A 23,287-nucleotide genomic window follows, 5' to 3' on the forward strand; every position below is an offset into this window, starting at 1 on the left:
GCCCATGATGCGGCCCCGGCAATTCCAGCCTAGACACAAAGCATCCGTTACGCAATCCGCACTGCCACCGTGCCCGTTGAAATAAATGCCCGTATTCTTAACCGAAACGGCTATATCGAGAATGCGGGCTTATTCTAATAAAAGCCGTTCGTCAGCCATCCGAATTTAACAATCGTTGACCCTCTCGGCCCCGCTTCATTTCCTATAATCCAGACCAATTCCGGGATATGACGTCGATCCCGATGCCACCTTCCCCCTCCATTTCATTTGAACGGGAACACCTGCATGAATCTTTCTCAGCGCCTTGCGGCAGAGCTCTTCGGCACCTTCTGGCTGGTGCTCGGCGGCTGCGGCAGCGCCGTGCTCGCCGCGGCCTTTCCGGGCCTCGGCATCGGCTTCGCTGGCGTCGCGCTCGCGTTCGGCCTCACCGTGCTGACGATGGCATTCGCGATCGGACATATTTCGGGGTGCCATCTGAATCCGGCGGTGAGCGTCGGCCTGACGGTCGCCGGCCGCTTCCCGGCGCGCGACCTCGCGCCGTACATCGTCGCGCAAGTGGTCGGCGCGACGCTCGGCGCATTCGTGCTGTACCTGATCGCGACCGGCAAGCCGGGCTTCGACGTGGTGGGCAGCGGCTTCGCGACGAACGGCTTCGGCGAGCGCTCGCCCGGCCATTACGCGCTCGGCGCGGCGTTCATCTGCGAAGTCGTGATGACCGCGTTCTTCCTGTTCGTGATTCTCGGCGCGACCGACAAGCGCGCGCCGGCCGGCTTCGCGCCAATCGCGATCGGCCTGTGCCTGACGCTGATCCACCTGATTTCGATTCCGGTCACCAACACGTCGGTGAACCCGGCCCGCTCGACCGGCCCGGCGCTGTTCGTCGGCGGCGAGGCGATCGGGCAGCTGTGGCTGTTCTGGGTTGCGCCGCTGATCGGCGCGGCCATCGCCGGAATCGTCTACCCGCTGGTCACGGGGCGCGACAACGCCCTCGACCTGCTGCCGCCGGCATCCGCCCGCACAAGCGAATAACACACTACGGGGTCAAGCGGGCAGGAGCAGCGAGCCTCACGCTGTCGAAGAAAATCGAGGCAGGCAGTTTCGACGGGCGCCATCGGCGCCCGTTTTTCATTCAGCGCGCGGCCACGCCGCCGTCGAGCGCGAACAGCGTGCGCAGGTGGCGCGCGACGCCCGCGTCGAAGTTGTTGCCGATCCGCGGAATGTGCGGCAGGCGCGCGACGAGATCGGGGTTCGCGTTGTTCATCATGAACGCGTGGCCCGCGGTTTCGAGCAGGTCGATGTCGTTCATGTTGTCGCCGAACGCGATGCAGTGGCCCGTTTCGACACCGATCCGCCCGAGCACCGCGCGCAGCGCGCGGCCCTTCGACACGTTCGCCGCCATCACCTCGAGACAGTCGGGCAGCGAGTACGTCACGTACAGCGCGTCGCCGAATTGCGCGTGCAACCGTTCGGACACGACCGCTAGGTCCGCCGGCTCACCGATGTACAGCACCTTCGCGATGTCCGAGCCCGCATGCGCGGCCATGTCGATCACGTCGTAGCGGAAACCCGAATCCTGGTGGAAATCGAGCAGGTGCGGCGCGTCGCGGTCGATCAGCCAGCCGTGATCCGCGAACAGGTTGACGATCACGCGGCCGTGCGCGCCGACGATGTCGGGCTGCACGAGGCGGCGGACGATCGCCGGATCGATGTCCTGCGCGTGGATCGTCGTATCGTCGGGCGCATGCACGCGCGCGCCGTTCGACGTGATCAGGTACGGCCGGATGCCGAGCAGGTCGCGAATGCCCGCGACGTCCGCATAGTGGCGCCCGGTCGCGATGATGAACTGCAGGCCGTCGCGGTCGAGACGGCGGACGGTCTCGATCGTGTACGGATCGAGCTGGTGATCACTGTTCAGCAGGGTGCCGTCGAGATCGGTGGCGATGGCTTTGTACATGGGACGGAGTAGGACGCGGGTGGCTCAGCGGAACCGCCATTCTAGCGTCGCGCTCCGGGCGGCGTCGGGCGGTTGTCAGGATCGGGGGCGGGGGAGCCGAGGAGCCGGGGAGCCGGGGAGTCGGGGAGTCGGGGAGTCGGGGAGTCGGAGAGTCGGAGAGCCGGAGAGCCGGAGAGTCGGAGAGCCGGAGAGCCGGAGAGCCGGAGAGCCGGAGAGCCGGAGAGCCGGAGAGCCAGAGAGCCAGAGAGCCGGAGAGCCAGAGAGCCGGAGAGCCGGAGAGCCGGAGAGCCGGAGAGCCGGAGAGCCGGAGAGCCGGAGAGCCGGAGAGCCGGAGAGCCGGAGAGCCAGAGAGCCAGAGAGCCAGAGAGCCAGAGAGCCAGAGAGCCAGAGAGCCAGAGAGCCGGAGAGCCGGAGAGCCGAGGAGTCGAAGAGCCGGGGCCGCACCGCCGCACCGGCCGGCCTCGCGCGGACCCCAGCACGGCGGGCGCACCGACGGGCAGCGCGTGTGCCGCACCCGTGGCGCACCCGCGCCGCTCAAGCGCCGCCGGCCACCGCCAGCGCGAGGCGCAGCGCACCGTGCGCGGAATCCTCGAGCGGCGCGCGCAGCCGTGCCGCATGGCGCGCGGGCACCGCGGGCGCGAGCGCGTCGGCCAGCCCGCCGCATAGCGCAACCGGCAGCGCGTGCAGCGGATCGAGCGCATCGATCATCTTGCCGATCTCGTCGCCCGCCTGCGCGATCAGCGCCGCCGCATACGGATGCGTGCGGTGCGCGAACACAAGCGGCGCGAGGCGCGCATAGGCCGTCTGGTTCGCGTCGCACGACCATGCGACGAGCGCGTCGCGATCCGCGGCGCCGGTCTCGGCGAGCAGCGCACCGGCGAACGCGTCGCGCGGCGCGCGGCCGTCGAGCGCCTGCTGCGCGTACGCGAGCGCGCGCATGCCGAGCCACGCGCCGCTTGCCTCGTCGCCCGACGGAAAGCCGAAGCCGCCCGCGATCCGGCACGCGCCGGCCGCATCGAGCGCCGCCGCGATGCTGCCGGTGCCGAGCGCGACGATGAGCCCCGGCGCGCCGCCGTGCGCGCCGACGACCGTCGTGTAGGCATCGCTTTCGACCGCCAGCGCATCGAGCGGCGCCTGCGCGCGAAACGCCGCGAGCCAGCCCGCGTTGTTCACGCCCGCCAGCCCGCAGCCGAGCGCGCAGCGCGACCAGTCGAACGCGATGCCCGCCTGGGTGAATGCGTCCGCGCACGCGACCCCGATCGACGCCCACGCGCGCTCGATGCCGAGGCCGAGCCCCGACGGGCCGCCGCGCCCTTGCGCGAGCTCGCGGCCCTGCCGATCCGCCAGCACCGCGCGGGTGCCGGTGCCGCCGCCGTCGATGCCGATCGCGTAAAGAATTTCCGTCATCACTTCATCCTGCCGATTCGAACAGGCGCCAAGCTTAACCGGATCGGCGCCGCGCGCCCATCTGCCGTTCGGCCGGCTTTGCCGCGCGCCGGTGCTTCCGCTATGCTGGCGCGATCGAATCGACATGGGAAGCGAGGCAGACGATGGCGCAGCGGTGCAACTGGGTGAAGACGGAGGCGGACGCTCACTATCACGATACCGAGTGGGGCGTGCCGTCTCACGACGACCGTCATCTGTTCGAGATGCTGATCCTGGAAGGCGCGCAGGCCGGGCTGTCGTGGTCGACGATCCTGAACAAGCGCGCCGGCTACCGCGCCGCGTTCGCCGATTTCGACGTCGACGCGGTCGCGCGCTTCACGCCGAAGCGCATCGACAAGCTGCTCGAGGATCCCGGCATCGTGCGCAATCGCGCGAAGGTGGAAGCCGCGGTGGCCAACGCGCGGGCCGTGCAGCGGATTCGCGACGAACACGGCTCGCTCGCCGCGTTCATGTGGTCGTTCGTCGACCACGCGCCGATCCAGAACGCATGGGAGTCGTATCGCGACGCGCCCGCGTCGACCGAGCGCTCCGACGCGCTCAGCAAGGCGCTGAAGGCATACGGCTGCAAGTTCGTCGGCTCGACGATCTGCTACGCGCTGATGCAGGCCACCGGCATGATCAACGATCACGAACTCGGCTGCCCGTGCCGCGCGCAGTGCGCGGCGCTCGGCGGCAAGCAGCCGGCGCGCGCGAAACGCGCGCGCTAGCCGGAACGCGGCGCGACGGGCCGCTCAGCGCGATGCAGCCGGCCCAGCCAACGCAGCCGCCCGCGCATTGCGCGCCGCACGCACCCGCCCCGCACGCTTCTTCAGCCAGATCCAGACACCCGTCACGCCGAGCATCGCGATCACGATCCCGAGCGCGCTGACGGCCGCGCGGCCCGCCACGCCCGCGATCCGCCCGGAGTGCAGCGGGAACTGCGCCTGCATGAACAGGTCGCCGGCCGAGCCGCGCCCCGGCACCTGGGCGGCCACCGGCTTGCCGGTCACGGCGTTCCAGTACAGCCATGCGTTGCCGAGCCCGACGTCGCCGTGGTCGTTGCCGGGCGTGAAGTAGCCGACCGCATAGACATTCATCGCCGGCACGAACAGCAGCGCGCCGGGCGGCGCGGCAAAGCCCGCGTCGCGCCCCGCCGCGCGCGCGATCTCGACGATCCGTTCGCGCGGCAGCGTCACGCTGCCCGCCGGCGCGGGCGGGAACCGCTCGGGGTTCGTGTACGGCGTCGCGGCCAGCGGCGAGAACCGCGCGACGAGCGGGCGCACTACCTCGTTGGAGAGATTCATCGACACCGACGTGACCGCAACGACGAGCAGCAGCCCCCACACCCACACGCCGCCCGACCGGTGCAGGTCGAACACGAGCGGATAGCCGCCGCGCCGCACGCGAAACGCGAACGACTTGCGCCAGCTTTTCACGCTCGGAAAGGCCAGCACCAGCGCGATCAGGCAATCGAGCGCCCAGACGATGCCGACGATGCCCATGGTCCAGAACCCGAGATTCACGCCGCCGCGCACCGGCAGGAACAGCGTGTAGTGCAGCCGGTAGATGAACGGCATCAGGTCGAGCCGCGCCAGCGACAGCGCACCCCACTCGCGGCGGCCCTGCACGGTGCCCGTGGCCGGGTCGATCGCGATCTGGTTGAAGTCGAGCGCCGCCGGCTGCCCGGTGGCCGGGTCGACGCGCGGCACGACGCCGGCCTGCAGCGTCCGGCCGGGCTCGACGCCGAGCGGCAGATAGGTGACCTGCACGCGCGGATCGGCCGCCTCGATCCGGCTCGCGAGCGCCAGCGCGGAAAGCGCCGCGCCGCTGCCGCGCGCCACGTAGAAATCGGGATTCAGCTGCGCGTCGAGTTCGTGATCCCACGCGATCAGCGCGCCGGTCAGCCCCGCGACGAACAGAAACAGCGCGATCGCGAGACCGCACCAGCGGTGCAGGCGCACCAGCACAGGCCGCAGCACCGCGTTCATCGCGCACCGCGCAAAAGCGGGCGGCGCGCACGCGCGCCGGCCCGGATCATCGTCGGAAGGCTGGTCATGGGTGTGGTCGAGAAAGCCATCGGATGCATGCGCCCCGCCCGCGCGCGGCGCGGCCGGATGTCCTTGCAATCGTCATGGAATTGTTGCGGAGCCAACGGGTTTTGATACGATGCGCGACATTTTAACGTAATGAGAATGATTCGCACTATCGTTCTTTGAACTTGCACAATGACCGACCGCCTGATCCGCTGTTCCGCCCATCCGCTCCGGCTGGCCGCCGCCCTCGCGTTCTGCGCGGCGTCGCTCGCCCGCGCCGACGAAGCGCCCGCCGGCGCCGCCACCCTGCCGGCCCTCGACATCACGGCCACGCACGATTCGCCGCAGCACTTGCGCGATGAAATCTCGAGCGGCGCGCTCGGGTCGCGCCGCCAGCTCGACACGCCATTTTCGACGACGATCGTGACCAGCGACGAACTCGAGGCGCGCCGGCCGTACAAGCTCGGCGACGTGTTCGCGGGCGACGCGTCGGTGTCCGACAACAGCGGCGCGTACGGCGCGTGGGCCAGCTACACGACCGTGCGCGGGATGCAGCTCGACTGGCAGAACGGCTACAAGATCAACGGCCTGCCGTTCGTCGCGTATGGCATCACGATGCCGTACGAGCAGCTCGAACGCGTCGAGCTGCTGAAGGGGCTCGGCGGCTTCATGTACGGCTTCGCGACGCCCGGCGGCATGGTCAACTACGTGACGAAGCAGCCGGGCGCGACGCCGGTGCGCAGCGTCGACATCGGCTATCGCAGCACCGGCATCTGGGCCGAGCACGCCGACCTCGGCCAGCGCTTCGGGCCGAACGGGATGTTCGGCGCGCGGCTGAACGCGACGCACGAGGAAGGCAAGACCTACAACGACGGCAACATCCGCCGCGACAGCGTCTCGCTGGCGCTGCAGGCGAACCTGACGCGCGACCTGTCGGTCACGTTCGACGCGCTGTACCAGGATCGCCGCACGACGGGCCAGACGCCGTCGATCTACATGGGCAGCTACACGGGCAGCGCGCTGCCGGCGACGCTGAGCGGCGGCACGACGAACCTCGGCAGCAACGACCAGTACCTGAACACGAACCTGCAGCTCTACACGTTCGGCGTGCAGTACCAGCTCGCGCCCGACTGGCAGCTCAGCACGACCTACAGCTACAGCAAGGCGACGCGCCGGCGCAACGAGAGCACGCTGTACCTGCGGAACGCGGCCGGCGACTACACCGACAGCCGCTACGTGGGGATGGAGGACCACCGCTTCAGCCAGTGGCAGGCGATGCTCGAAGGCAAGGTGCGCACGGGCCCGTTCAGCCACCAGATCGTGCTCGGCGCGTCCTGGCAGAAGCAGGCGAACGACTATTCGACGAACAGCGTGTTCCAGTCGCTCGGCGCCGGCAATATTTACTCGCCGAACCCGTATCGCTTCGAAAGCCCGCACGGCATCGTCCAGTACCGCGACAGCGAGATCACGCAGAAATCGCTGTTCGCGAGCGACACCGTCGCGCTCACCGAGCGCTGGTCGGTACTCGCCGGCGCGCGCTACATGAACTACGAGCAGACCTCGTTCAAGCCGACCGGCGGCGAGAACCCCGGCTACAGCCAGAACGGCGTCGTGACGCCAACCTTCGCCGTGATGTTCAGGATCGCGCCGACCACCACCGCGTACGCGAGCTACGTCGAATCGCTCGAACCGGGCAGCCGCGTCAACGACATCTACGCGAACGCGGGCGTCGTGCTCAAGCCGCTGCGCAGCAAGCAATACGAAGTGGGCATCAAGAGCGAGCATGCACGCTGGAGCGCGACGGCCGCGCTGTTCCGCATCGAGCGCCGCGCGGAATACGCGAACGCCGCGAACGTGTATGTGCAGGACGGCGAATCGGTGTTCCAGGGGATCGAGCTCGGCGCGACTGCGCAGCTCGGCAAGCACTGGAACGCGGGCCTCGACGTGATGCTGCTCGACGCGTGGTATGCGAAGGGTGCCGCCAACAACGGCAACCGCGTCGCGGGCGCGCCGCGCTTCGTCGTGGCCGGCAAGCTCGGCTATGCGGTGCCGGGCGTGCCGGGCCTCACGCTCGGCGCCGACGCGAAATTCACGGGCGCGACGCCGCTGCGCGCGGCCGGCGGCATCGACGCGCCGGGCTTCCTCGTCGTCAACGCGGGCGCGAGCTACCTGACCCGCATCGGCGGCCGCGAGCTCACGCTGCGGGCGTCGATCGATAACCTGCTGAACCGCCGCTACTGGGAATTCCAGTACGCGGGCTACGTGAAGCCGGGCGACCCGCGCACGGTGAGCGTGAGCGCGAAGCTCGACTTCTGACGGCGTTGCGGGCAGCGGGCGGCGCGGCCTCGCCGCTGCCCGCCGCCCGGACGGCGCCCCAGGGCCTGTTCACGCTAATTTAATAACGGGCTTGCGCCGGCCCTAACGGCGCGCAAAAAGCAAAACGGCGGAGCGGCTTCTTTCGAAGCACGCTCCGCCGTTTCGCGGCGAACCGGGGAAGCTTTTAGTGGAGCTTCTTCGGCAGCATCTGGCTGCGCAGGCGCTTGTGCAGGCGCTTGACGGCAGCTGCCTTCTTGCGCTTGCGGACTGCGGTCGGCTTTTCGTAAGACTGGCGCTCGCGCAGTTCAGCGATCAGGCCATTTTTTTCGATAGCGCGACGAAAGCGGCGAATCGCCACTTCGAACGGCTCGTTTTCTTTCAGAAGAATCGTCGTCATGTCGTTCCTAAATTGCTTAAACGGTCAAAAACGTAGCGGCCAAGCGCCACGCACCGGCCATCCGGGCGTTCCCACAACAGGCGAAACGAGCGGAAATACGGCCTCGGAGGCCGGAAAAGAGAGGCGGAAAGCACCGCGAGTACGCTTCACAGCCGCGTGCAGCGCCGCGTTTGACTGCCAGCAGAGATGCCGTAACGGCAACAGGCGTGACAGAAAATCTCAATTCAGCCCGCCATCATAGCAGGGAATCACAGACAAAACCACCCTTTTCGTGATCCCGCCGCCGCCGCGCGACAGCCGCGGCCGGTCGGGGCCTTGCGCGGGCCGGCGGCCCGCACCGGCCGGCACGCCCGCCGGCCTTGGCGTCGCGCGCGATCCGCGGGGCCGCTCGAGCTTCCGTCCCGAATTTCATCGATCAACCCTCTAAAGTTTTCGCCGGGTGCCGCCGTCAACCAGGAAAGGCGGCCAGCGCAACTCGCGATAAGCGCGACGCCGAGATTGAAAACCTGCCTCACACAGGCGTTTTCCCAAACGAGGAAGCAAATGCTGAACATCAACACCAACATCCTGTCGCTGTCGACGCAGACGAACCTGTCGGGCACGCAAAACGCGCTGTCGCAGGCAATCAACCGCCTGTCGTCGGGCAAGCGCATCAACACCGCAGCTGACGACGCGGCAGGCCTCGCGATCTCGACGTCGCAAACGGCAGCGATCAACGCGCTGACGCAAGGCGTGGCAAACGCGAACAACGGCATCTCGATGATCCAGACCGCCAACGGCGCGCTGCAATCGACGATCGACAACCTGCAACGCATCCGCGTTCTGGCACAGCAATCGGGCGACGGCTCGCTGGATTCGGGCGCACGTGCGAACCTGCAAGCTGAAGTGACGACGCGTCTCGGCGAAATCGACCGTGTCGCGACGCAAACGACGTTCAACAGCCAGACCATCCTGAGCGCGGCCGGCAACGTCACGTTCCAGATCGGCGCGGCAGCGAACCAGACCGTCGCCGTCAACTTCGGCGGCACGGTGTGGAACAGCTCGGGCATGAGCGTGAACACCCTGAGCGTCAGCGACCAGACGGCAGCTCAGTCGGCACTCACGTCGATCGACGCGGCACTGAAGCAAGTCAACACGTTCCAGGCACAGCTGGGCGCAGCACAGAACACGTTCTCGGCTGCCATCTCGACGACGCAAACCCAGGCAACCAACATGAGCGCAGCTCGCTCGCAGATCACCGACGCGGACTTCGCGACGGAAACGGCGAACCTGAGCAAGGCGCAAGTGCTGCAGCAAGCAGGCATCTCGGTTCTGGCGCAAGCGAACTCGATGCCGCAGCAAGTCCTGAAGCTCCTCGGCTAATCGAGAAGCACGCGCGGCGGGCAGTTCGCCCGCCCGCCTCCGGGCTCGGCGGCGTCGCCATGCCGCACGCGACGCCGCCGCAACAGCCCCGACACGAATTCTCCAGGGAGGCATGCCTCCCTCTTTGCATTGAACCGCGGCCACCCGCCGCATCGCGCGCGTTGATTGCGCGGACGACCGGAGCAACGGCATGACTACTACCACCCCCGTCAGCAGCGCGGATATCAGCAGCATCCTGGCCCAGGCCGGGCAATCGCTCATCAGCGGCTCGACCAATTCGACGCTCGACGTCAATTCGCTCGTGACGACGATGGTTCAGTCGAAGACGGCAGGACAAGCGGCCATCCTCAATGGCAAGCTGACCACCGACAACACCCAACTGACGGCGATCGGCCAGCTGAAGTCCGCCCTGTCCGCGCTGCAGACCGCGATCACCGGCCTGTCGAACGGCAGCACGCTCTCGAGCCTCGCCGCGACGGCGAGCGGCACCGGCATCACGACGACGATCAAGAGCGGCAGCGGCGCCGTGGCGGGCTCGTACCAGGTCAATGTCTCGCAGTTCGCGTCCGCCAACAAGCTGACGTCGGCCGGCCTCACGTCGTCCGATGCGATCACGGCCGGCTCGCTGAGCATCACGTACGGCAGCAACCCCGCGTTCAACGTCAACGTGTCGGCCGGCGCAGCGCTGTCCGACATCGCGTCGTCGATCAACGCCGCGTCGGGCAATCCGGGCGTCACCGCGTCGGTCGTCACGGGCTCGGACGGCCAGCACCTCGTGCTGCAATCGAACCAGACCGGCGCAGCCAATACCATCGCGATCACGGGCGCGGGCGTCAATTCGAAGCTGACGTCGGGCTACGCGACCACCACGCCGGCCGCCGACGCGAAGCTGACGATCGACGGCACGCCGGTCACGAGCGCGTCGAACAGCGTGTCGGGCGCGCTGACGGGCGTCACGCTGACCCTGGCGCCGGGCACCCTCGCGCTCAACACGCCGCAGACGATCACGCTGTCGCAGGACACGTCCGCGATGACGACCGCGATCAACAATTTCGCGACCGCGTACAGCAACTTCGTGACCACCGCGAAACAGCTGTCGTCCTACGATCCGACGACGTCGAACGCCGGCCCGCTGCTCGGCGACTCGATGCTGACCTCGATCCAGAACACGCTCGCGACGGCGCTCAGCAGCGGCGTCACGACGGGCGGCAAGACCTATTCGCTCGCCTCCGTCGGCATCAACCTGAACGCGGACGGTTCGCTGAAGGTCGACACCGCCACCCTGACCACGGCTCTCACGTCGAACAACTCGGCGGTGTCGGCGATCTTCAACACGACCAACGGCATCGGCAAGACGCTCAATTCGCTGATCACCGGCTACACGCAGACGAACGGCCTGATCGACCAGCGCACCAAGGCGATCAACGCGGACGTGGCGAACCTGACGAGTCAGCAGACCCAGCTGTCGACCTACGCGGCCCAGCTGACGAAGCAGTACAACGCGCAGTTCACCGCGCTGAACACGCTGATGGCGACGATGGCGAACAACACGAAGTATCTGACCCAGCTGTTCGGCGGCCAGAACAGCGCCGGCGCGCTCGCCACCAACAAGTAAGCGCCCGCCGCACCGCCCCCTCGGAGCCGAACCATGACGACCGCCACCCTGTCCCGCGCCCTCGACCTGACCCGCGCGATGCAGTCGGCGACCGACGCGCGCGACTGGGTGCGCGTCGCCGCCCTCGCCGACGAACGCTCGCCGCTGCTGATGGGCCTGTCCAGCGACCAGGCGCCGGACGCGCTGGACCTGCTCCGGCAGATCATGGCGATCGACGCGTCGATCACGGAGCAGGCCCATGAGGACCGGGAGCGTCTGAGCGCGGAATTTGCGCAGTCTCGCGACCGGATCAAGGCCGCGAGCCTGTACCAGACGACCGGCATGCTGTGACCGGCCCGGCGCTTCGGGCGCCGCGCCTTTCGAACAACAAGACGCCGCCAGTCGAGCGGAGCGCGTTGTCGCCTTACCGTCGAGCCGCTTCAATGCGGCTTTTTTTTTGGTTCTTCGCGGAATGCCGCCGGCCGGGCCGCGCGATCGCGTCGCGCGTCACCCTTGCCTGCACGCCGCCCGTTACCGCTCCGCGCGTTCGACGGCCGCGTCGACCATCTGCGCGAACGCCGTTTCCAGGTGACGGGCAAAACGCGGCGCATCGCACAGCGGCGAGCGCAGCAGGCGCTCCCGCAGCCCCGCGCGCACCGCCGCGAGCCGCGGCAGGTCGCTCGCGAATGCCGCCGCCTTCGCGACATAGTCGTCGTCGTCCTGCGCAATCCATTCCGGCATGTCGAGCGTATGCAGGATGCTCTCGCCGATGTGCGACAGGAACCGCCCGCCGCGCCGCGTGACCAGCGGCACGCCCATCCACAGCCCTTCCAGGCTCGTCGTGCCGCCCGGATACGGGAACGGGTCGAGCGCGATATCGATGTCGTTGAACGCGCTCAGGTGCGCGAGCCGCGTCGAGCCGCCGCGCATCGGCAGGCGCTGCGCGTCGATGCCGTGCGCGGCGAACCGTGCGGCCAGGCTCACGCGCAGCGCCGCCTCGTCGAGCTGCGGCGATTTGAGCAGCAGGCGCGACCCCGGCACCGCATGCAGCACGCGGGCCCACAGCGCGATCACCGCGTCGCCGAGCTTGTTCGCGTTGTTGAGGCTGCCGAACGTCACGACGCCGTTGCCGGCGGCCGGCAGCGGCTCGACGGCAAGCGGCTGCTGCGGCGGCGTGAAGCACAGATAGCTGTCCGGCAGCCGCCACGGCCGCTCGACGAAGTGCGTCTCCTCGCCGGCCGGCAGCACGTGGCGGTCGCCGATGATGTAGTCGATCTCGGCGATGCCGGTCGTCGCGAAATAGCCGAGCCAGGTCGCCTGCACCGGCGCGGGCTTCCACGCGAACAGCGGCAGGCGGTTCAACGACGTGTGGCCGCTCAGGTCGATCAGGATGTCGATGCCGTCGCCGGCGATCAGGTCCGCCGCGGCCTCGTCGTCGAGCGCGGTGATGTCGCGCCAGATCGCGCAGTGCCGCTTCAGCGCGGCCGTGGTGTCGTCCTCGCGCGACTGCGTCGCGTACGCGGCGAGCACGACCTTCGACGGATCCAGCGCCGCCGCCACGGCCAGCAGGAACACCGTGACCGGATGCGAGCGCAGGTCGCCGGACACGAGGCCGACGCGCAGCGTCCGCCCGCCGGCCGCGCGCGGCGCGTGCCGCCGCGGCGACGCCCGTTCCGCCATCCGCGCGCCGAATTGCATCGCATGGTCGAGCAGCTGCGCGGGCGGGCAGCACTCGATGCTGGCCTGGTAGAACAGGCGGCCCGAGTGCGCGCCGGCATAGGACGGATCGAGCTCGATCGCGCGATCGTAGCTTGCGAGCCCGGCCTCGAAGTGCCACAGCGTACAGAGAATTTCCGCGGACACGGCATGCATGTGCGCGGTCTGGCCCGGCAGCGCGAGCGCGATCCGGCAGCTTTCGAGCGCTTCCGGCCGCTTGCCCTGCCGCACCAGCACCTGCGCCAGATGGTGATGCAGCTCGGCGCGGTCGGGCGCCGCGGCGATCGCGCGCCGCAGGCTCGCCGCGGCGCTCTCGAGATCGCCCGCGCGGTCGAACGCGGCGGCCAGGCTGAGCAGGACTTCGGCGCTGCCGCCCTGCGACGCGCGCGTCAGGCTCTCGATCGCCGGCGCGAGCTCGTCGCGCTCGAACAGCACGACCCCGAGGCTGTGATGCGCCTGGTACAGGTGCGGCTGCAGCTCGACCGCGCGCCGGTAGCAGCGCACCGCGTCGTCGAGCCGGCCTTGCACGCGAAACACGTTGCCGCGGTTGTAGTGCGCGTCCGCATAGGCGGGTTCGAGCGCGATCGCCTTGTCGTAGGCGCGCGCGGCGGCGTCGAGCGCGTTCTTGTCGCGCAGCGCGTTGCCGAGATTGTTGTACGCCTGCGCGTAATCGGGGCGCAATTCGAGCGCCTGCGCGCAGCTCAGCATCGCGGCGTCCGGATCGCCCGCGTCGCACAGCGCATTGCCGAGGTTGCTGTGCGCCTCCGCGTAGGCGGGCATCAGCGCGACCGCGCGCCGGTAGGCCGCGATCGCGTCGTCGAGCCGGCCGTGCGCGCGCAGCATGTTGCCGAAATTGTTCAGGTAGACCGGCTCGGCGCGCAGCGCGATCGACCGCTCCATCAATGCGATGCCGGCGGGAAACTGGCCGAGCTGGCAGGCAAGCAGGCCGAGGAAATGCGTTGCGTCGGGCTGGTCGGGCTCGCTGCGGCGAATCGCCTCGTACAACTCGCGCGCATCGGCCAGGCGGCCGGCCTGGTGATGCGCGAGCGCCGCGTCCAGCTGCCGGGCGATTTCGCTCATCGCGCGCCCCCGGCGGGCGCATCACCCGTCGCGTAGACGTCCCACATGCCGTGCAGCGCATCCTCGAGGTTGCGCGCGAAGCGTGCCGCATCGCACAGCGGCGACGCCAGCGTGCGCTCGCGCAGGGTCGCCCGCAGCGTCGCCAGCCGCTCCCGGTCGCGCGCGAACGCGACCGCCTTCTCCAGGTATGCCGCTTCGTCGTCCGCGATCCAGTCGCCCATGCCCGCCGCGTGCAGCAGGCTTTCGCAGATGTGCGTGACGAACCGGCCGCCCTTCATCCCGATCACCGGCACGCCCATCCACAGCGCCTCGGCGGTGGTCGTGCCGCCCGGGTACGGGAACGGGCTCAGCGCAATGTCGATGCGGTTGTACGCGCCGAAGTATTCCGCACGCGGCGAGCCGCCCTCGAGGATCAGCCGGTCCGCGCCGACGCCGTGCCGCGCGAAGCGCTCGAGCGTCGCCTGATTCAGGTCGCCGGTGCCGAACTCGAACGCCTTCAGCATCAGGCGCGCGTCCGGCAGCGCATGCAGGATGCGCGACCACAGCGCGACGACGTCGTCGCTGACCTTGGTCAGCTTGCCGAAGCAGCCGAACGTGACGCCGCCGTTGGCCGCCATCGGCAGCGGGCCGACCTCGACGTCGTACGGCGGCGGCGTGAAGCACAGGTAGCTGTCCGGCAGCCGCCAAGGCTTCTCGACGAAGTGGTGCGCCTCGTCGGCCGGCAGCGTATGCGCATCGCCGATGAAATAGTCGATCGCGCCGCAGCCGGTGGTCGCGAAGAAACCGAGCCAGCTCGCCTGCACCGGCGCGGGCTTGTGCCCGAAGATCGGCACGCCGCTCCAGTTGGTGTGGCCGGCCATGTCGATCAGGATGTCGATGCCGTCGTCGTGGATCATCCGCGCGGCCTGCTCGCGGCTCATGCAGGTCAGCTTGTTCCAGCTCGCGAAGCCGGGCTTGAGCCGCGCGGTCACGTCGTCCTCGACGACGAAGGTCACGTATGCGTGCGGCTCGATGCGCGAGCGGTCGAGCCGCGCGAGCACGCTTTCCAGGAAGATGCCGACCGGGTGCTGGCGCAGGTCGCCCGACACGAAGCCGACGCGCAGCGGCCGCCCCCGCGCCTGCGCGACGCGCGCTTCGCGGTCGTGTTCGAACGGGACCGCGTCGCGCGCGAGATATTCGCCGTAGCGGCGCGCTTCCGCGATCCACTCTTCTGGCTCGAACGCAGGCGAGCTCGACATGTTGAACATCAGCCGCGCGTAGGCGCGATGCGGGTCGTGGTCGATCGCCACGCGGAACGCGTCCACCGCGCCGGCGAAATCGCGTTTCGCCCACAGGATGTCGCCGAGCGTCAGCTGGATCTTCACGGGATCGATGCCGAGGTCGCGCGCGATCCCGGAATGCTTCATCGCGTCGTCGAGCTTGTCGAGCCGGAACAGCACGGCGGCGAGGTTGTGATGCGCGTCGGCGTCGTCGGGGTTCAGGTCGATCGCGTGCCGGTGGCTCAGCTCCGCGGCGGCCAGCCGGTCGAGGTTGTGATACGCGAGGCCGAGGAAGTTGTACGCGTCGGCCAGCTCGGGATCGAGCTCGATCGCGCGCCGGCACAGCTGCACCGACTGCTCGTATTCGCCCTGCTGGCCGCGCAGTTCGCCGAGCCGGGCCCACGCCGGCGCATGCGCCGGGTCGATCGCGACCGCCTGCTCGAACAGCTTGCCCGCGTTGTCGAAATCGTTCATGCCGCGCAGCAATTTGCCGAGCACGTAGTGTGCATCCGCGTCGTGCGGGTCGAGCCCCGCGCGCGCATGCTCGACCGCGCCGTGCGGATCGCCGGCTGCGATCAGCGTCGCGCTCAGCCCCTGGTGCGCGACGCGAAGCCCGGGCTGCAGTTCGAGCGCGCGGCGATAGGCGTCGGCCGCCGCGTCGAGCTTGTCCTGCGCGCGCAGCACGCTGCCGAGGTTGCTGTACGCCTGCGCGTACTGCGGGTGGTGCGCGATCGCCTTGCCGTAGCTCGCGGCCGCCGCGTCGTGCTCGCCCAGGTCCTGCAGCGCGTTGCCGAGGTTGTTGTACGCCTCCGCGTAGCCGGGGCGCAGCTCGATCGCGCGCGCGCAGCTCGTCATCGCCGCCGCCGGGTCGCGCGCATCGCGCAGCGCGTTGCCGAGGTTGTTGTGCGCCTCCGGATAATCCGGCCGCAACGCCACCGCACGGCGGTAGTGCGCGATCGCGTCGTCGAGCCGCCCGCATTCGCGCAGCATGTTGCCGAGGTTGTTGAAGTACGCCGCGTCCGGCCGCGCGACGAGCGAGCGCTCCATCAGCGCGATGCCCGCGTCGTACTGCTTGAGCTGGCACGCGAGCAGGCCGAGGAAGTGCATCGCGTCCGGCTGGCCCGGCTGCGCGGCGAGAATCGCGTCGTACTGCGCCTTCGCTTCCGCGAGACGCCCTGCCTGATGATGCGCGAGCGCCGCCTGCAGCGTGTCGAGGATATCGTTCATGCTTCGTTTGTCGTCTCTGTATAGCGTTGCCACATACCGAGGAACGCCGCTTCGAGATGCGCCGCGAACCGTCGCGCGTCGCACAGCGGCGACGCGAGCAGCTGCGCACGCAGCCCGGCGCGCAGCGCGGCGAGCCGCTCGCGGTCGTGCACCGCGGCAATCGCCTTCGCGACGTAAGCGTCCTCGTCGTCGGCAATCCAGTCGCCCATGCCCGCCGCGTGCAGCAGGCTTTCGCAGATGTGCGTGACGAACCGGCCGCCCTTCATGCCGAGCACCGGCACGCCCATCCACAGCGCCTCGGCGGTGGTCGTGCCGCCCGGGTACGGGAACGGGCTCAGCGCGACGTCGATGCGGTTGTACGCGGTGAAATACTCGGCGCGCGGCGTTGCGCCCTCGAATTCGAGCCGGGCCGCGTCGATGCCGTGCCGCGCGAAGCGCGCGATCGTCGCGTCGCGCACGCTCGCGCGGTCGAGCTCCTGCGCCTTGAGCAGCAGCCGCGACTCCGGCAGGTCATGCAGCAGCCGCGACCAGGTGCGCACGACGTCGTCGCCGATCTTCACGAGCTTGCCGAAGCAGCCGAACGTCGGATAGCCGCGCGCCGCCATCGGCAGCGGGCCGACCTCGACGTCGTACGGCGGCGGCGTGAAGCACAGCCAGCTGTCCGGCAGCCGCCAAGGTTTCTCGACGAAGTGGTGCGCCTCGTCGGCCGGCAACGTATGCGCATCGCCGATGAAATAGTCGATCGCGTCGCAGCCGGTCGACGCGAAGAAGCCGAGCCAGCTCGCCTGCACCGGCGCGGGCTTCCAGCCGAACACGGCGAGCCCGCTCGCCTGCGTATGGCCGGCCAGGTCGACGAGGACGTCGATGCCGTCGTCATGGATCATCCGCGCGGCCGCGGCCGGGGAGAGCCCCGCGATCGAGCGCCAGCCGCACGCGTGCGGCTTCAGCCGCGCGGTGATCGCGTCTTCCTCGTCCACCGTCACGTACACGCGCAGGTCGATGCGCGTGCGATCAAGGTACACGAGCACGCTTTCCAGGAAGATGCCGACCGGGTGCTGGCGCAGGTCGCCCGACACGAAGCCGACGCGCAGCGGCCGCCCTTGCGCGCGCGCGGCCCGCTCGCGCGGATCGTGCACGTAGCGCGTCGAACGCGCGGCCAGGTGCCGGCCGTAGCGCCGCGCGTCTTCCAGGTAATCGGCGGGGCTCACGCACGCGGACGCCGCCGCGCTGAACAGCAGCCGGCCCAGCACTTCCGCCGCGTCGTCGCCGGCGTCGTCGCGCACCAGCGCAAGCGCGTCGCGATACGCAGGGACCGCCGCGTCGACGTTGCCCTGCGCACGCAGGATGTCGCCGAGGTTGACGTACATCGACACGGTGGGCGCGCCGGCGTCCAGCGCGCGCCGGCAAAACGCGAGCGCTTCGTCGAGCCGGTTCAGCTTCAGCAGCACGACCGACAGATTGTGGCACGCGCCGGCGTCGGCCGGGTTCAGCGCGACGGCCGTGCGATAACTGGCCTCGGCGTCGTCGAGCCGCTCCAGCCCGTGATACGCGTTGCCTGCGTTGTTGTGCGCGTCGGCGAGGTTCGGCGCGAGCCGGATCGCGTCCAGCGCGTGCGCGAGCGCCTCCGCGTAGCGCATCTGCCGGCGGCGCACGCCGCTGAGGTTCGCGTGGGCGACCGCCATCGACGCGTCCAGCTCGATCGCCCGGCCGTAGTGCGCAGCGGCGCCGTCGAGATCGCCGGTGTCGCGCAGCAGGCCGGCGAGATTGTTGTGGACGCTCGCATCGCCGCTTTCCGCCGCGATGCGCAGCGTGCTCACGGCTTCGTCCAGCGCACCCTGCGACCACTGCACGAGACCCAGGCCGTGACGCGCGGCGTGCAGGCCCGGCTGCAGCGCGAGCGCGCGGCGATAGGCGTCGGCCGCCGCGTCGAGCTTGTCCTGCGCGCGCAGCACGTTGCCGAGGTTGCTGTAGGCCTCCGCGTACTGCGGGTGATGTGCGACCGCCTTGCCGTAGCTCGCGGCCGCCGCGTCGTGCTCGCCCAGGTCCTGCAGCGCGTTGCCGAGGTTGTTGTACGCCTCCGCGTAGCCGGGGCGCAGCTCGATCGCGCGCGCGCAGCTCGTCATCGCCGCCGCCGGGTCGCGCGCATCGCGCAGCGCGTTGCCGAGGTTGTTGTGCGCCTCCGGATAGTCCGGCCGCAGCGCCACCGCGCGGCGGTAGTGCGCGATCGCGTCGTCGAGCCGCCCGCATTCGCGCAGCATGTTGCCGAGGTTGTTGAAGTACGCCGCGTCCGGCCGCGCGACGAGCGAGCGCTCCATCAGCGCGATGCCCGCGTCGTACTGCTTGAGCTGGCACGCGAGCAGGCCGAGGAAGTGCATCGCGTCCGGCTGGCCCGGCTGCGCGGCGAGAATCGCGTCGTACAGCGCCTTCGCTTCGGCGAGACGCCCCGCCTGGTGATGCGAGAGCGCCGCCTGCAACGTCTGCCCGATGCCGTCCATCTCGTTCGCCGTGCTCAATACGGATGCGGATCGCGTCCGAAATCGATCAGCCGGCCGCCGTGCTCGATCATCACGGCCGACGCGGCGATCCCTTCGCGGGCCATCTCGGCGACGATGTCGCGCGCGCGCCACTGGGTCGGGATGATGATCACGTCGGCCGGCGCGGCTTTCAGCGCGTCGCGGAACACGATCTGCTGCCCGGTGCCCGGCACGCAGGTGCCGACCTTGTCGGGATCGGAATCGACGACGAGCGGGAAGCGGGCCGCGTCGGCGTCGAAGTGATGGATGAACGCCGCCGCCTTGCCGGTGCCGCCCCAGATCGCGACCCGCCGGCCCGACTCGGCCAGCTCGGCAAGCTGTTGCGCGATATCGGCGCGATGCGCGACCGTGCGGGCCGCGAAGCGCGCCGCCGCATCGGCGCGCGCGCGCACGGGCGCCGGCACGCCGAGCCGCACCAGCGCATAGACGACCTCGCCGTCGTAGCCGTGCGCGAGCGTGACGATCTCGCCGGCGCGCGCCATCAGCGCGCGGAACGATTCGGTCGTGAACTGCGATACGTGCTCGTAGAAGAAATCCGCGAGGCGCTCGGTCTCGAACACGCGGTCGATGCACGGCACCTCCGCGAACAGCCAGCACGGGTTCGGCTGGCTCGCCGCGCCCCACGCGAGCTGCTCGACGAGCTTCGCCGGCTCGGTCAGGTGTTCGAGCACGTGGCGGATCACGATCGCGTCGGGCCGGAATTCGGCCATGTCGGCGAGCGGCTCGAACAGGCGCGCATGGAACTCGATGCCATTGCCGGTGCCGACGCTCGCGTTCGGATCGAAGCCGATGAAGCGCCCGCCCGTGCTCGCCTGCGCGAGGCCGCGCACGAAGTGCGCTTCGCCGCAGCCGATCTCGACGACGGTCGGCGCCGCGGACAGGCTGCCGAGCAGCAGGTCGCGCGTGGCCGCCAGATGCCCCTTCCAGATGCCGCCGCTGTTGAACATGCGGTTCGGATTGCTCTGGTACGGAATCGCGTCGTAATGGAAGCGGTGATTCCACACGTGCGAGCAGCGCGGGCATTGCACGAACTCGAGCGCATGGCGCGGCAGCGCGCGCGCGCTTTCGGCGGAATCGGGCCACGCGAGCGTCGCCAGCGTGCAGGCGCCGGCATCGAAGAACGGCGCGGCGATCGCGTGCGCGCAGACGGGGCAGGCGGCGTCGATCAGGTTGAGACTCATGCTTTCACCAGGTTGCGGAAGTAGGCGATCGTTTCCTTCAGGCCGTCCTCGAGCTGCACGCCCGGCTGCCAGTCGAGCCGCTGGCGCGCGCGGCCGATGTCCGGCCGGCGCTGCAGCGGATCGTCGGTCGGCAGCGGCCGGTATTCGATCCGGCTCTTCGAGCCGGTCAGGCGCAGCACGCATTCGGCCAGCTCGCGGATCGTGATCTCGCTCGGGTTGCCGAGGTTCATCGGGCCGGTGTCGTCGTCCTGGTCCATCATCCGCAGCAGCCCTTCGACGAGATCGTCGACGTAGCAGAACGAGCGCGTCTGGCTGCCGTCGCCGTACAGCGTGATCGGCTCGCCGCGCAGCGCCTGCATGATGAAGTTCGACACGACGCGGCCGTCGTCGGCGCGCATGCGCGGGCCGTAGGTGTTGAAGATCCGCACCACGCGGATGTCGACGCCGTGCTGCCGGTGGTAGTCGAAGAACAGCGTTTCCGCGCAGCGCTTGCCTTCGTCGTAGCACGCGCGCGGCCCGTTCGGGTTGACGTTGCCCCAGTAGCTCTCCTGCTGCGGATGCTGCTGCGCGTCGCCGTACACCTCGCTCGTCGACGCCTGCAGGATGCGCGCGCCGCAGCGCTTCGCGAGGCCGAGCATGTTGATCGCGCCGAGCACGGCCGTCTTCACCGTCGACACGGGGTCGCTCTGGTAATGGACCGGGCTCGCGGGGCACGCCATGTTGAACACGCGGTCCGCCTCGACGTACAGCGGCAGCCACACGTCGTGGCGGATCACCTCGAAGTTCACGCGGCCGATCAGGTGTGCGATGTTTTGCTTGCTGCCGGTGTGGAAGTTGTCCACGCACATCACGTCGTGGCCGGCATGCACGAGGCGCTCGCACAGGTGCGAGCCGAGAAAGCCCGCGCCGCCGGTGATCAGGACCGCGGCGCCGTTCACGCGGACGCTTCCGGCGCGGCGTCGACGTGGCGCGCCCACATCGCGTGCAGCGCATCCTCGAAGTTGCGGGCGAAGCGGGGCGCATCGCACAGCGGCGACGCGAGCACCTGCGCGCGCAGCGTCGTGCGCAGCACCGCCAGCTCGGCCGGCTTGCCGACCTGCGCGACGGCCTTCGCGACATACGCGTCGTCGTCGTCCGCGATCCACTCGGGCAGCCGCGCCGCATGCAGCAGGCTCTCGGCGATATGCGACAGGAACCGGCCGCCGCGCCGGCACAGCACGGGCACGCCCATCCACAGCGCCTCGGCGGTCGTCGTGCCGCCCGGGTACGGGAACGGGCTCAGCATCAGGTCGACGCGGCGGTACGCGGCCAGGTACTCGGCACGCGGCGAGCGGCCTTCGAGGATCAGGCGCTGCGCGTCGATGCCGTGCGCCGCGAAGCGCGCGGCGAGTGCCTGCTGTTCGCGCGGATCGTCGAGATGCTCCGCCTTCACGAACAGCTTCGCGCCCGCGACCGACTGCAGCACGCGCGACCAGACCGCGACGACGCGATCGGTGATCTTCGCGAGCTTGCCGAAATAGCCGAACGTCGGATGGCCGTTCGCGAGCATCGGCAACGCGCCGACGTCGATCGCACCGGCCGGCGGCGTGAAGCACAGATAGCTGTCCGGCAGATGCCACGGCCGCTCGGTGAAGTGCGTGGCCTCGGCGGGCGGCAGCACGTGGCGGTCGCCGATCACGTAGTCGATCGCGCGCACGCCGGTGCTCGCGAAGTAGCCGGGCCAGCTCGCCTGCAGCGGCGCCGGCTTCCACGCGAACAGCGGCAGGCGGTTGTAGATCGTGTGACCCGATGCGTCGAGCAGCACGTCGATGCGGTCCGCGCGGATCTGCGCGGCGGCCGCCTCGTCGCTCAGGCCCGCGATGCAGGTCCACGTCGAGAAGGTCGGCTTGATGCGGGCGGTGAGATCGTCCTCGACGTCGCGCGTCGGGTACGCATGCATCTCGACCCGGTTCGCGTCGAGGTGCTTCAGCATGCTCTCGATGAAATAGCCGACCGGGTGCGACTTGAGGTCGCCCGACACGATGCCGACCTTCAGCGGCCGCCCGACGCGGGCGGTCAGGTCGACGAGCCAGTCCGTCCACGGCTTCGCGCGGCGCGTGACGAGTTCGTCGTAGCGTGCGGCCTCGGCGAGATACGCGTCTTGGTCGAACGCCTCGCTGCAGTGGCTCGCGAACAGCAGGTTGCTGCGCGGCTCAGGCAGATCGGGACGCAGCGCGACCGCGTGCTGGTACGCCTCGAGCGCGGCCGGAATCTCGTTCAGGTCGAACAGCGCGTTCGCAAGGTTGTTGTATGCCTTGGCGTTGTCCGCCTGCAGCGAGATGACCTTGCAGAACGCATCGACGGCCGCGCGGGCGTCGCCGGCGAGCCGCTGCGCGTTGCCGAGGTTGTTGTACGCGTCGACGTAGTCGGGCCGAAGCTCGATCGCGAGGCGGAAGCACTCGGCGGCGGCGGCATGGCGGTTGTCCGCCTGCATCACGTTGCCGAGGTTGTAGTAGTAGATCGCGTCCGGCCGGATCCCGATCGCCGCCATGATCAGGTCGGAGGCCTCCTGATAGCGCCCGTACTGATGGCCGATCAGGCCGAGGAGGTGAAGCGCGTCCGCGTGCCGGGGATCGGCGTCGAGGATCTGCCGGTACAGGGTCTCGGCCTCTTCGAGGCGGTCGGCCTGATGGTGCGCCAGCGCGTGCTCGATCGTGGCGGTGGCGGGGGAAATGGGCATCATGAGATCGGTCGTCCTGCTAGCCAATACGGGGTTCGAAACGCGGCCTGCGCCGACGCGTCAGCCGCGCGGGGCGCGCAGCCGGAAATTGCGCGAGCGGCGCGTCATCCGGTCGCGGATTCGCAACGCCCCGGGGGCGGCGCCGCGCACGGATGACCCGTCGATATCGCGTCGCAGCGCCTTCACGCGCCTGCTGCTGCGGCACGCACGGACAGTCCCCGACGTGTCCGAATTCTCCTCGCGCGCGCCACGTTCCAATTCGGCGATCAGGTGCCGGAATTGGTCGCTATTCCCGCGACTGCAAGCCGCTCGAAAACCGCGCCGGATCACCCTGCATCCATCGAAATGCGGGGTGAAACAGCCCGTTAATCCGACATTCGATCCTGACGGCGCTCGATAGACTTGATCCCGAAAGATGACCGGATTGCACCGTGCGAACGACCGGGCGCCCCGCTTGCGCGCCGCGACGCGCACGGGCCCGGTTGCCGCA

Annotated in this window: 16 protein-coding genes; 6 read left to right on the top strand and 10 right to left on the bottom strand. The window is 69.4% G+C overall.

Annotation, left to right across the window (positions count from 1 at the left end; all coding sequences use genetic code 11):
- Positions 1–285 precede the first annotated feature (285 nt).
- Entirely contained in the window at positions 286–1,029 is a 744-nt protein-coding gene (gene aqpZ, locus ABFO07_RS01465) for an aquaporin Z (RefSeq protein ID WP_059804308.1), read from the top strand.
- A gap of 100 nt (positions 1,030–1,129) precedes the next feature.
- Here the strand turns inward: aqpZ and ABFO07_RS01470 are convergent, their stop codons facing one another.
- Positions 1,130–1,954, bottom strand: coding sequence for a Cof-type HAD-IIB family hydrolase (locus ABFO07_RS01470; RefSeq protein ID WP_059923339.1), 825 nt, complete (start codon positions 1,952–1,954; stop codon positions 1,130–1,132).
- Positions 1,955–2,488: 534 nt separating this feature from the next.
- On the bottom strand, positions 2,489–3,361 hold the full coding sequence (locus tag ABFO07_RS01475; RefSeq protein ID WP_059882164.1) for a BadF/BadG/BcrA/BcrD ATPase family protein: 873 nt from the start codon (positions 3,359–3,361) through the stop codon (positions 2,489–2,491).
- A 143-nt stretch (positions 3,362–3,504) separates the two neighbouring features.
- On the opposite strand from ABFO07_RS01475, the gene ABFO07_RS01480 reads away from it, so the two are divergent.
- Positions 3,505–4,107 carry a DNA-3-methyladenine glycosylase I gene (locus tag ABFO07_RS01480; RefSeq protein WP_059563931.1) on the top strand — a complete coding sequence of 201 codons (603 nt, stop codon included), beginning with the start codon at positions 3,505–3,507 and terminating at the stop codon, positions 4,105–4,107.
- A 24-nt stretch (positions 4,108–4,131) separates the two neighbouring features.
- Here the strand turns inward: ABFO07_RS01480 and ABFO07_RS01485 are convergent, their stop codons facing one another.
- Positions 4,132–5,367, bottom strand: coding sequence for a PepSY-associated TM helix domain-containing protein (locus ABFO07_RS01485; RefSeq protein WP_060161561.1), 1,236 nt, complete (start codon positions 5,365–5,367; stop codon positions 4,132–4,134).
- A gap of 237 nt (positions 5,368–5,604) precedes the next feature.
- Between ABFO07_RS01485 and ABFO07_RS01490 the strand changes: the two genes are divergently transcribed.
- Complete coding sequence (locus tag ABFO07_RS01490; RefSeq protein ID WP_347468123.1) at positions 5,605–7,728, top strand: TonB-dependent siderophore receptor; 2,124 nt, start codon at positions 5,605–5,607, stop codon at positions 7,726–7,728.
- A gap of 184 nt (positions 7,729–7,912) precedes the next feature.
- Here the strand turns inward: ABFO07_RS01490 and rpsU are convergent, their stop codons facing one another.
- Positions 7,913–8,125 (bottom strand): 30S ribosomal protein S21, encoded by a 213-nt coding sequence (gene rpsU, locus ABFO07_RS01495; protein WP_006401410.1) that lies wholly within the window; start codon positions 8,123–8,125, stop codon positions 7,913–7,915.
- Positions 8,126–8,668: 543 nt separating this feature from the next.
- Between rpsU and ABFO07_RS01500 the strand changes: the two genes are divergently transcribed.
- The 3 genes from ABFO07_RS01500 (at position 8,669) to ABFO07_RS01510 (ending at position 11,432) form a co-directional block, all read left to right on the top strand.
- Positions 8,669–9,487 (top strand): flagellin domain-containing protein, encoded by an 819-nt coding sequence (locus tag ABFO07_RS01500; protein WP_347468126.1) that lies wholly within the window; start codon positions 8,669–8,671, stop codon positions 9,485–9,487.
- Between the two features lie 190 nt (positions 9,488–9,677).
- On the top strand, positions 9,678–11,102 hold the full coding sequence (gene fliD / locus ABFO07_RS01505) for a flagellar filament capping protein FliD (RefSeq protein ID WP_059882172.1): 1,425 nt from the start codon (positions 9,678–9,680) through the stop codon (positions 11,100–11,102).
- Positions 11,103–11,135: 33 nt separating this feature from the next.
- A complete protein-coding gene (locus ABFO07_RS01510) occupies positions 11,136–11,432 on the top strand; it encodes a flagellar protein FliT (protein ID WP_059804283.1) in 297 nt (98 codons plus the stop codon).
- A gap of 180 nt (positions 11,433–11,612) precedes the next feature.
- Here the strand turns inward: ABFO07_RS01510 and ABFO07_RS01515 are convergent, their stop codons facing one another.
- Genes ABFO07_RS01515 through ABFO07_RS01540 form a run of 6 tightly spaced genes read right to left on the bottom strand, consistent with a single transcriptional unit; the run spans position 11,613 to position 22,800 of the window.
- A complete protein-coding gene (locus ABFO07_RS01515) occupies positions 11,613–13,877 on the bottom strand; it encodes a tetratricopeptide repeat protein (protein WP_060149349.1) in 2,265 nt (754 codons plus the stop codon).
- Positions 13,874–16,363 carry a tetratricopeptide repeat protein gene (locus ABFO07_RS01520; RefSeq protein WP_347468129.1) on the bottom strand — a complete coding sequence of 830 codons (2,490 nt, stop codon included), beginning with the start codon at positions 16,361–16,363 and terminating at the stop codon, positions 13,874–13,876. The genes ABFO07_RS01515 and ABFO07_RS01520 overlap by 4 nt, the downstream gene beginning before the upstream one ends.
- Positions 16,360–18,858 (bottom strand): tetratricopeptide repeat protein, encoded by a 2,499-nt coding sequence (locus ABFO07_RS01525; protein ID WP_347468636.1) that lies wholly within the window; start codon positions 18,856–18,858, stop codon positions 16,360–16,362. Before ABFO07_RS01525 ends, ABFO07_RS01520 begins: the two co-directional genes overlap by 4 nt.
- A gap of 14 nt (positions 18,859–18,872) precedes the next feature.
- Positions 18,873–20,078 (bottom strand): methyltransferase domain-containing protein, encoded by a 1,206-nt coding sequence (locus ABFO07_RS01530; RefSeq protein WP_059563922.1) that lies wholly within the window; start codon positions 20,076–20,078, stop codon positions 18,873–18,875.
- Positions 20,075–21,016, bottom strand: a complete 942-nt coding sequence (locus ABFO07_RS01535; RefSeq protein WP_059564019.1) for a UDP-glucuronic acid decarboxylase family protein — start codon at positions 21,014–21,016, stop codon at positions 20,075–20,077. The genes ABFO07_RS01530 and ABFO07_RS01535 overlap by 4 nt, the downstream gene beginning before the upstream one ends.
- Entirely contained in the window at positions 21,013–22,800 is a 1,788-nt protein-coding gene (locus ABFO07_RS01540) for a tetratricopeptide repeat protein (protein WP_060017392.1), read from the bottom strand. The genes ABFO07_RS01535 and ABFO07_RS01540 overlap by 4 nt, the downstream gene beginning before the upstream one ends.
- Between the last annotated feature and the right edge of the window lie 487 nt (positions 22,801–23,287).

It is taken from the genome of Burkholderia stagnalis (genome assembly GCF_039848545.1).
GTDB classification, from domain to species: Bacteria; Pseudomonadota; Gammaproteobacteria; order Burkholderiales; family Burkholderiaceae; genus Burkholderia; species Burkholderia stagnalis.

Excerpts from the sequence above, each read along its gene's own strand:
- aqpZ (WP_059804308.1), top strand. The coding sequence starts at position 286 with ATGAATCTTTCTCAGCGCCTTGCGGCAGAGCTCTTCGGCACCTTCTGG.
- ABFO07_RS01470 (WP_059923339.1), bottom strand. The coding sequence starts at position 1,954 with ATGTACAAAGCCATCGCCACCGATCTCGACGGCACCCTGCTGAACAGT.
- ABFO07_RS01475 (WP_059882164.1), bottom strand. The coding sequence starts at position 3,361 with ATGACGGAAATTCTTTACGCGATCGGCATCGACGGCGGCGGCACCGGC.
- ABFO07_RS01480 (WP_059563931.1), top strand. The coding sequence starts at position 3,505 with ATGGCGCAGCGGTGCAACTGGGTGAAGACGGAGGCGGACGCTCACTAT.
- ABFO07_RS01485 (WP_060161561.1), bottom strand. The coding sequence starts at position 5,367 with ATGAACGCGGTGCTGCGGCCTGTGCTGGTGCGCCTGCACCGCTGGTGC.
- ABFO07_RS01490 (WP_347468123.1), top strand. The coding sequence starts at position 5,605 with ATGACCGACCGCCTGATCCGCTGTTCCGCCCATCCGCTCCGGCTGGCC.
- rpsU (WP_006401410.1), bottom strand. The coding sequence starts at position 8,125 with ATGACGACGATTCTTCTGAAAGAAAACGAGCCGTTCGAAGTGGCGATT.
- ABFO07_RS01500 (WP_347468126.1), top strand. The coding sequence starts at position 8,669 with ATGCTGAACATCAACACCAACATCCTGTCGCTGTCGACGCAGACGAAC.
- fliD (WP_059882172.1), top strand. The coding sequence starts at position 9,678 with ATGACTACTACCACCCCCGTCAGCAGCGCGGATATCAGCAGCATCCTG.
- ABFO07_RS01510 (WP_059804283.1), top strand. The coding sequence starts at position 11,136 with ATGACGACCGCCACCCTGTCCCGCGCCCTCGACCTGACCCGCGCGATG.
- ABFO07_RS01515 (WP_060149349.1), bottom strand. The coding sequence starts at position 13,877 with ATGAGCGAAATCGCCCGGCAGCTGGACGCGGCGCTCGCGCATCACCAG.
- ABFO07_RS01520 (WP_347468129.1), bottom strand. The coding sequence starts at position 16,363 with ATGAACGATATCCTCGACACGCTGCAGGCGGCGCTCGCGCATCATCAG.
- ABFO07_RS01525 (WP_347468636.1), bottom strand. The coding sequence starts at position 18,858 with ATGGACGGCATCGGGCAGACGTTGCAGGCGGCGCTCTCGCATCACCAG.
- ABFO07_RS01530 (WP_059563922.1), bottom strand. The coding sequence starts at position 20,078 with ATGAGTCTCAACCTGATCGACGCCGCCTGCCCCGTCTGCGCGCACGCG.
- ABFO07_RS01540 (WP_060017392.1), bottom strand. The coding sequence starts at position 22,800 with ATGATGCCCATTTCCCCCGCCACCGCCACGATCGAGCACGCGCTGGCG.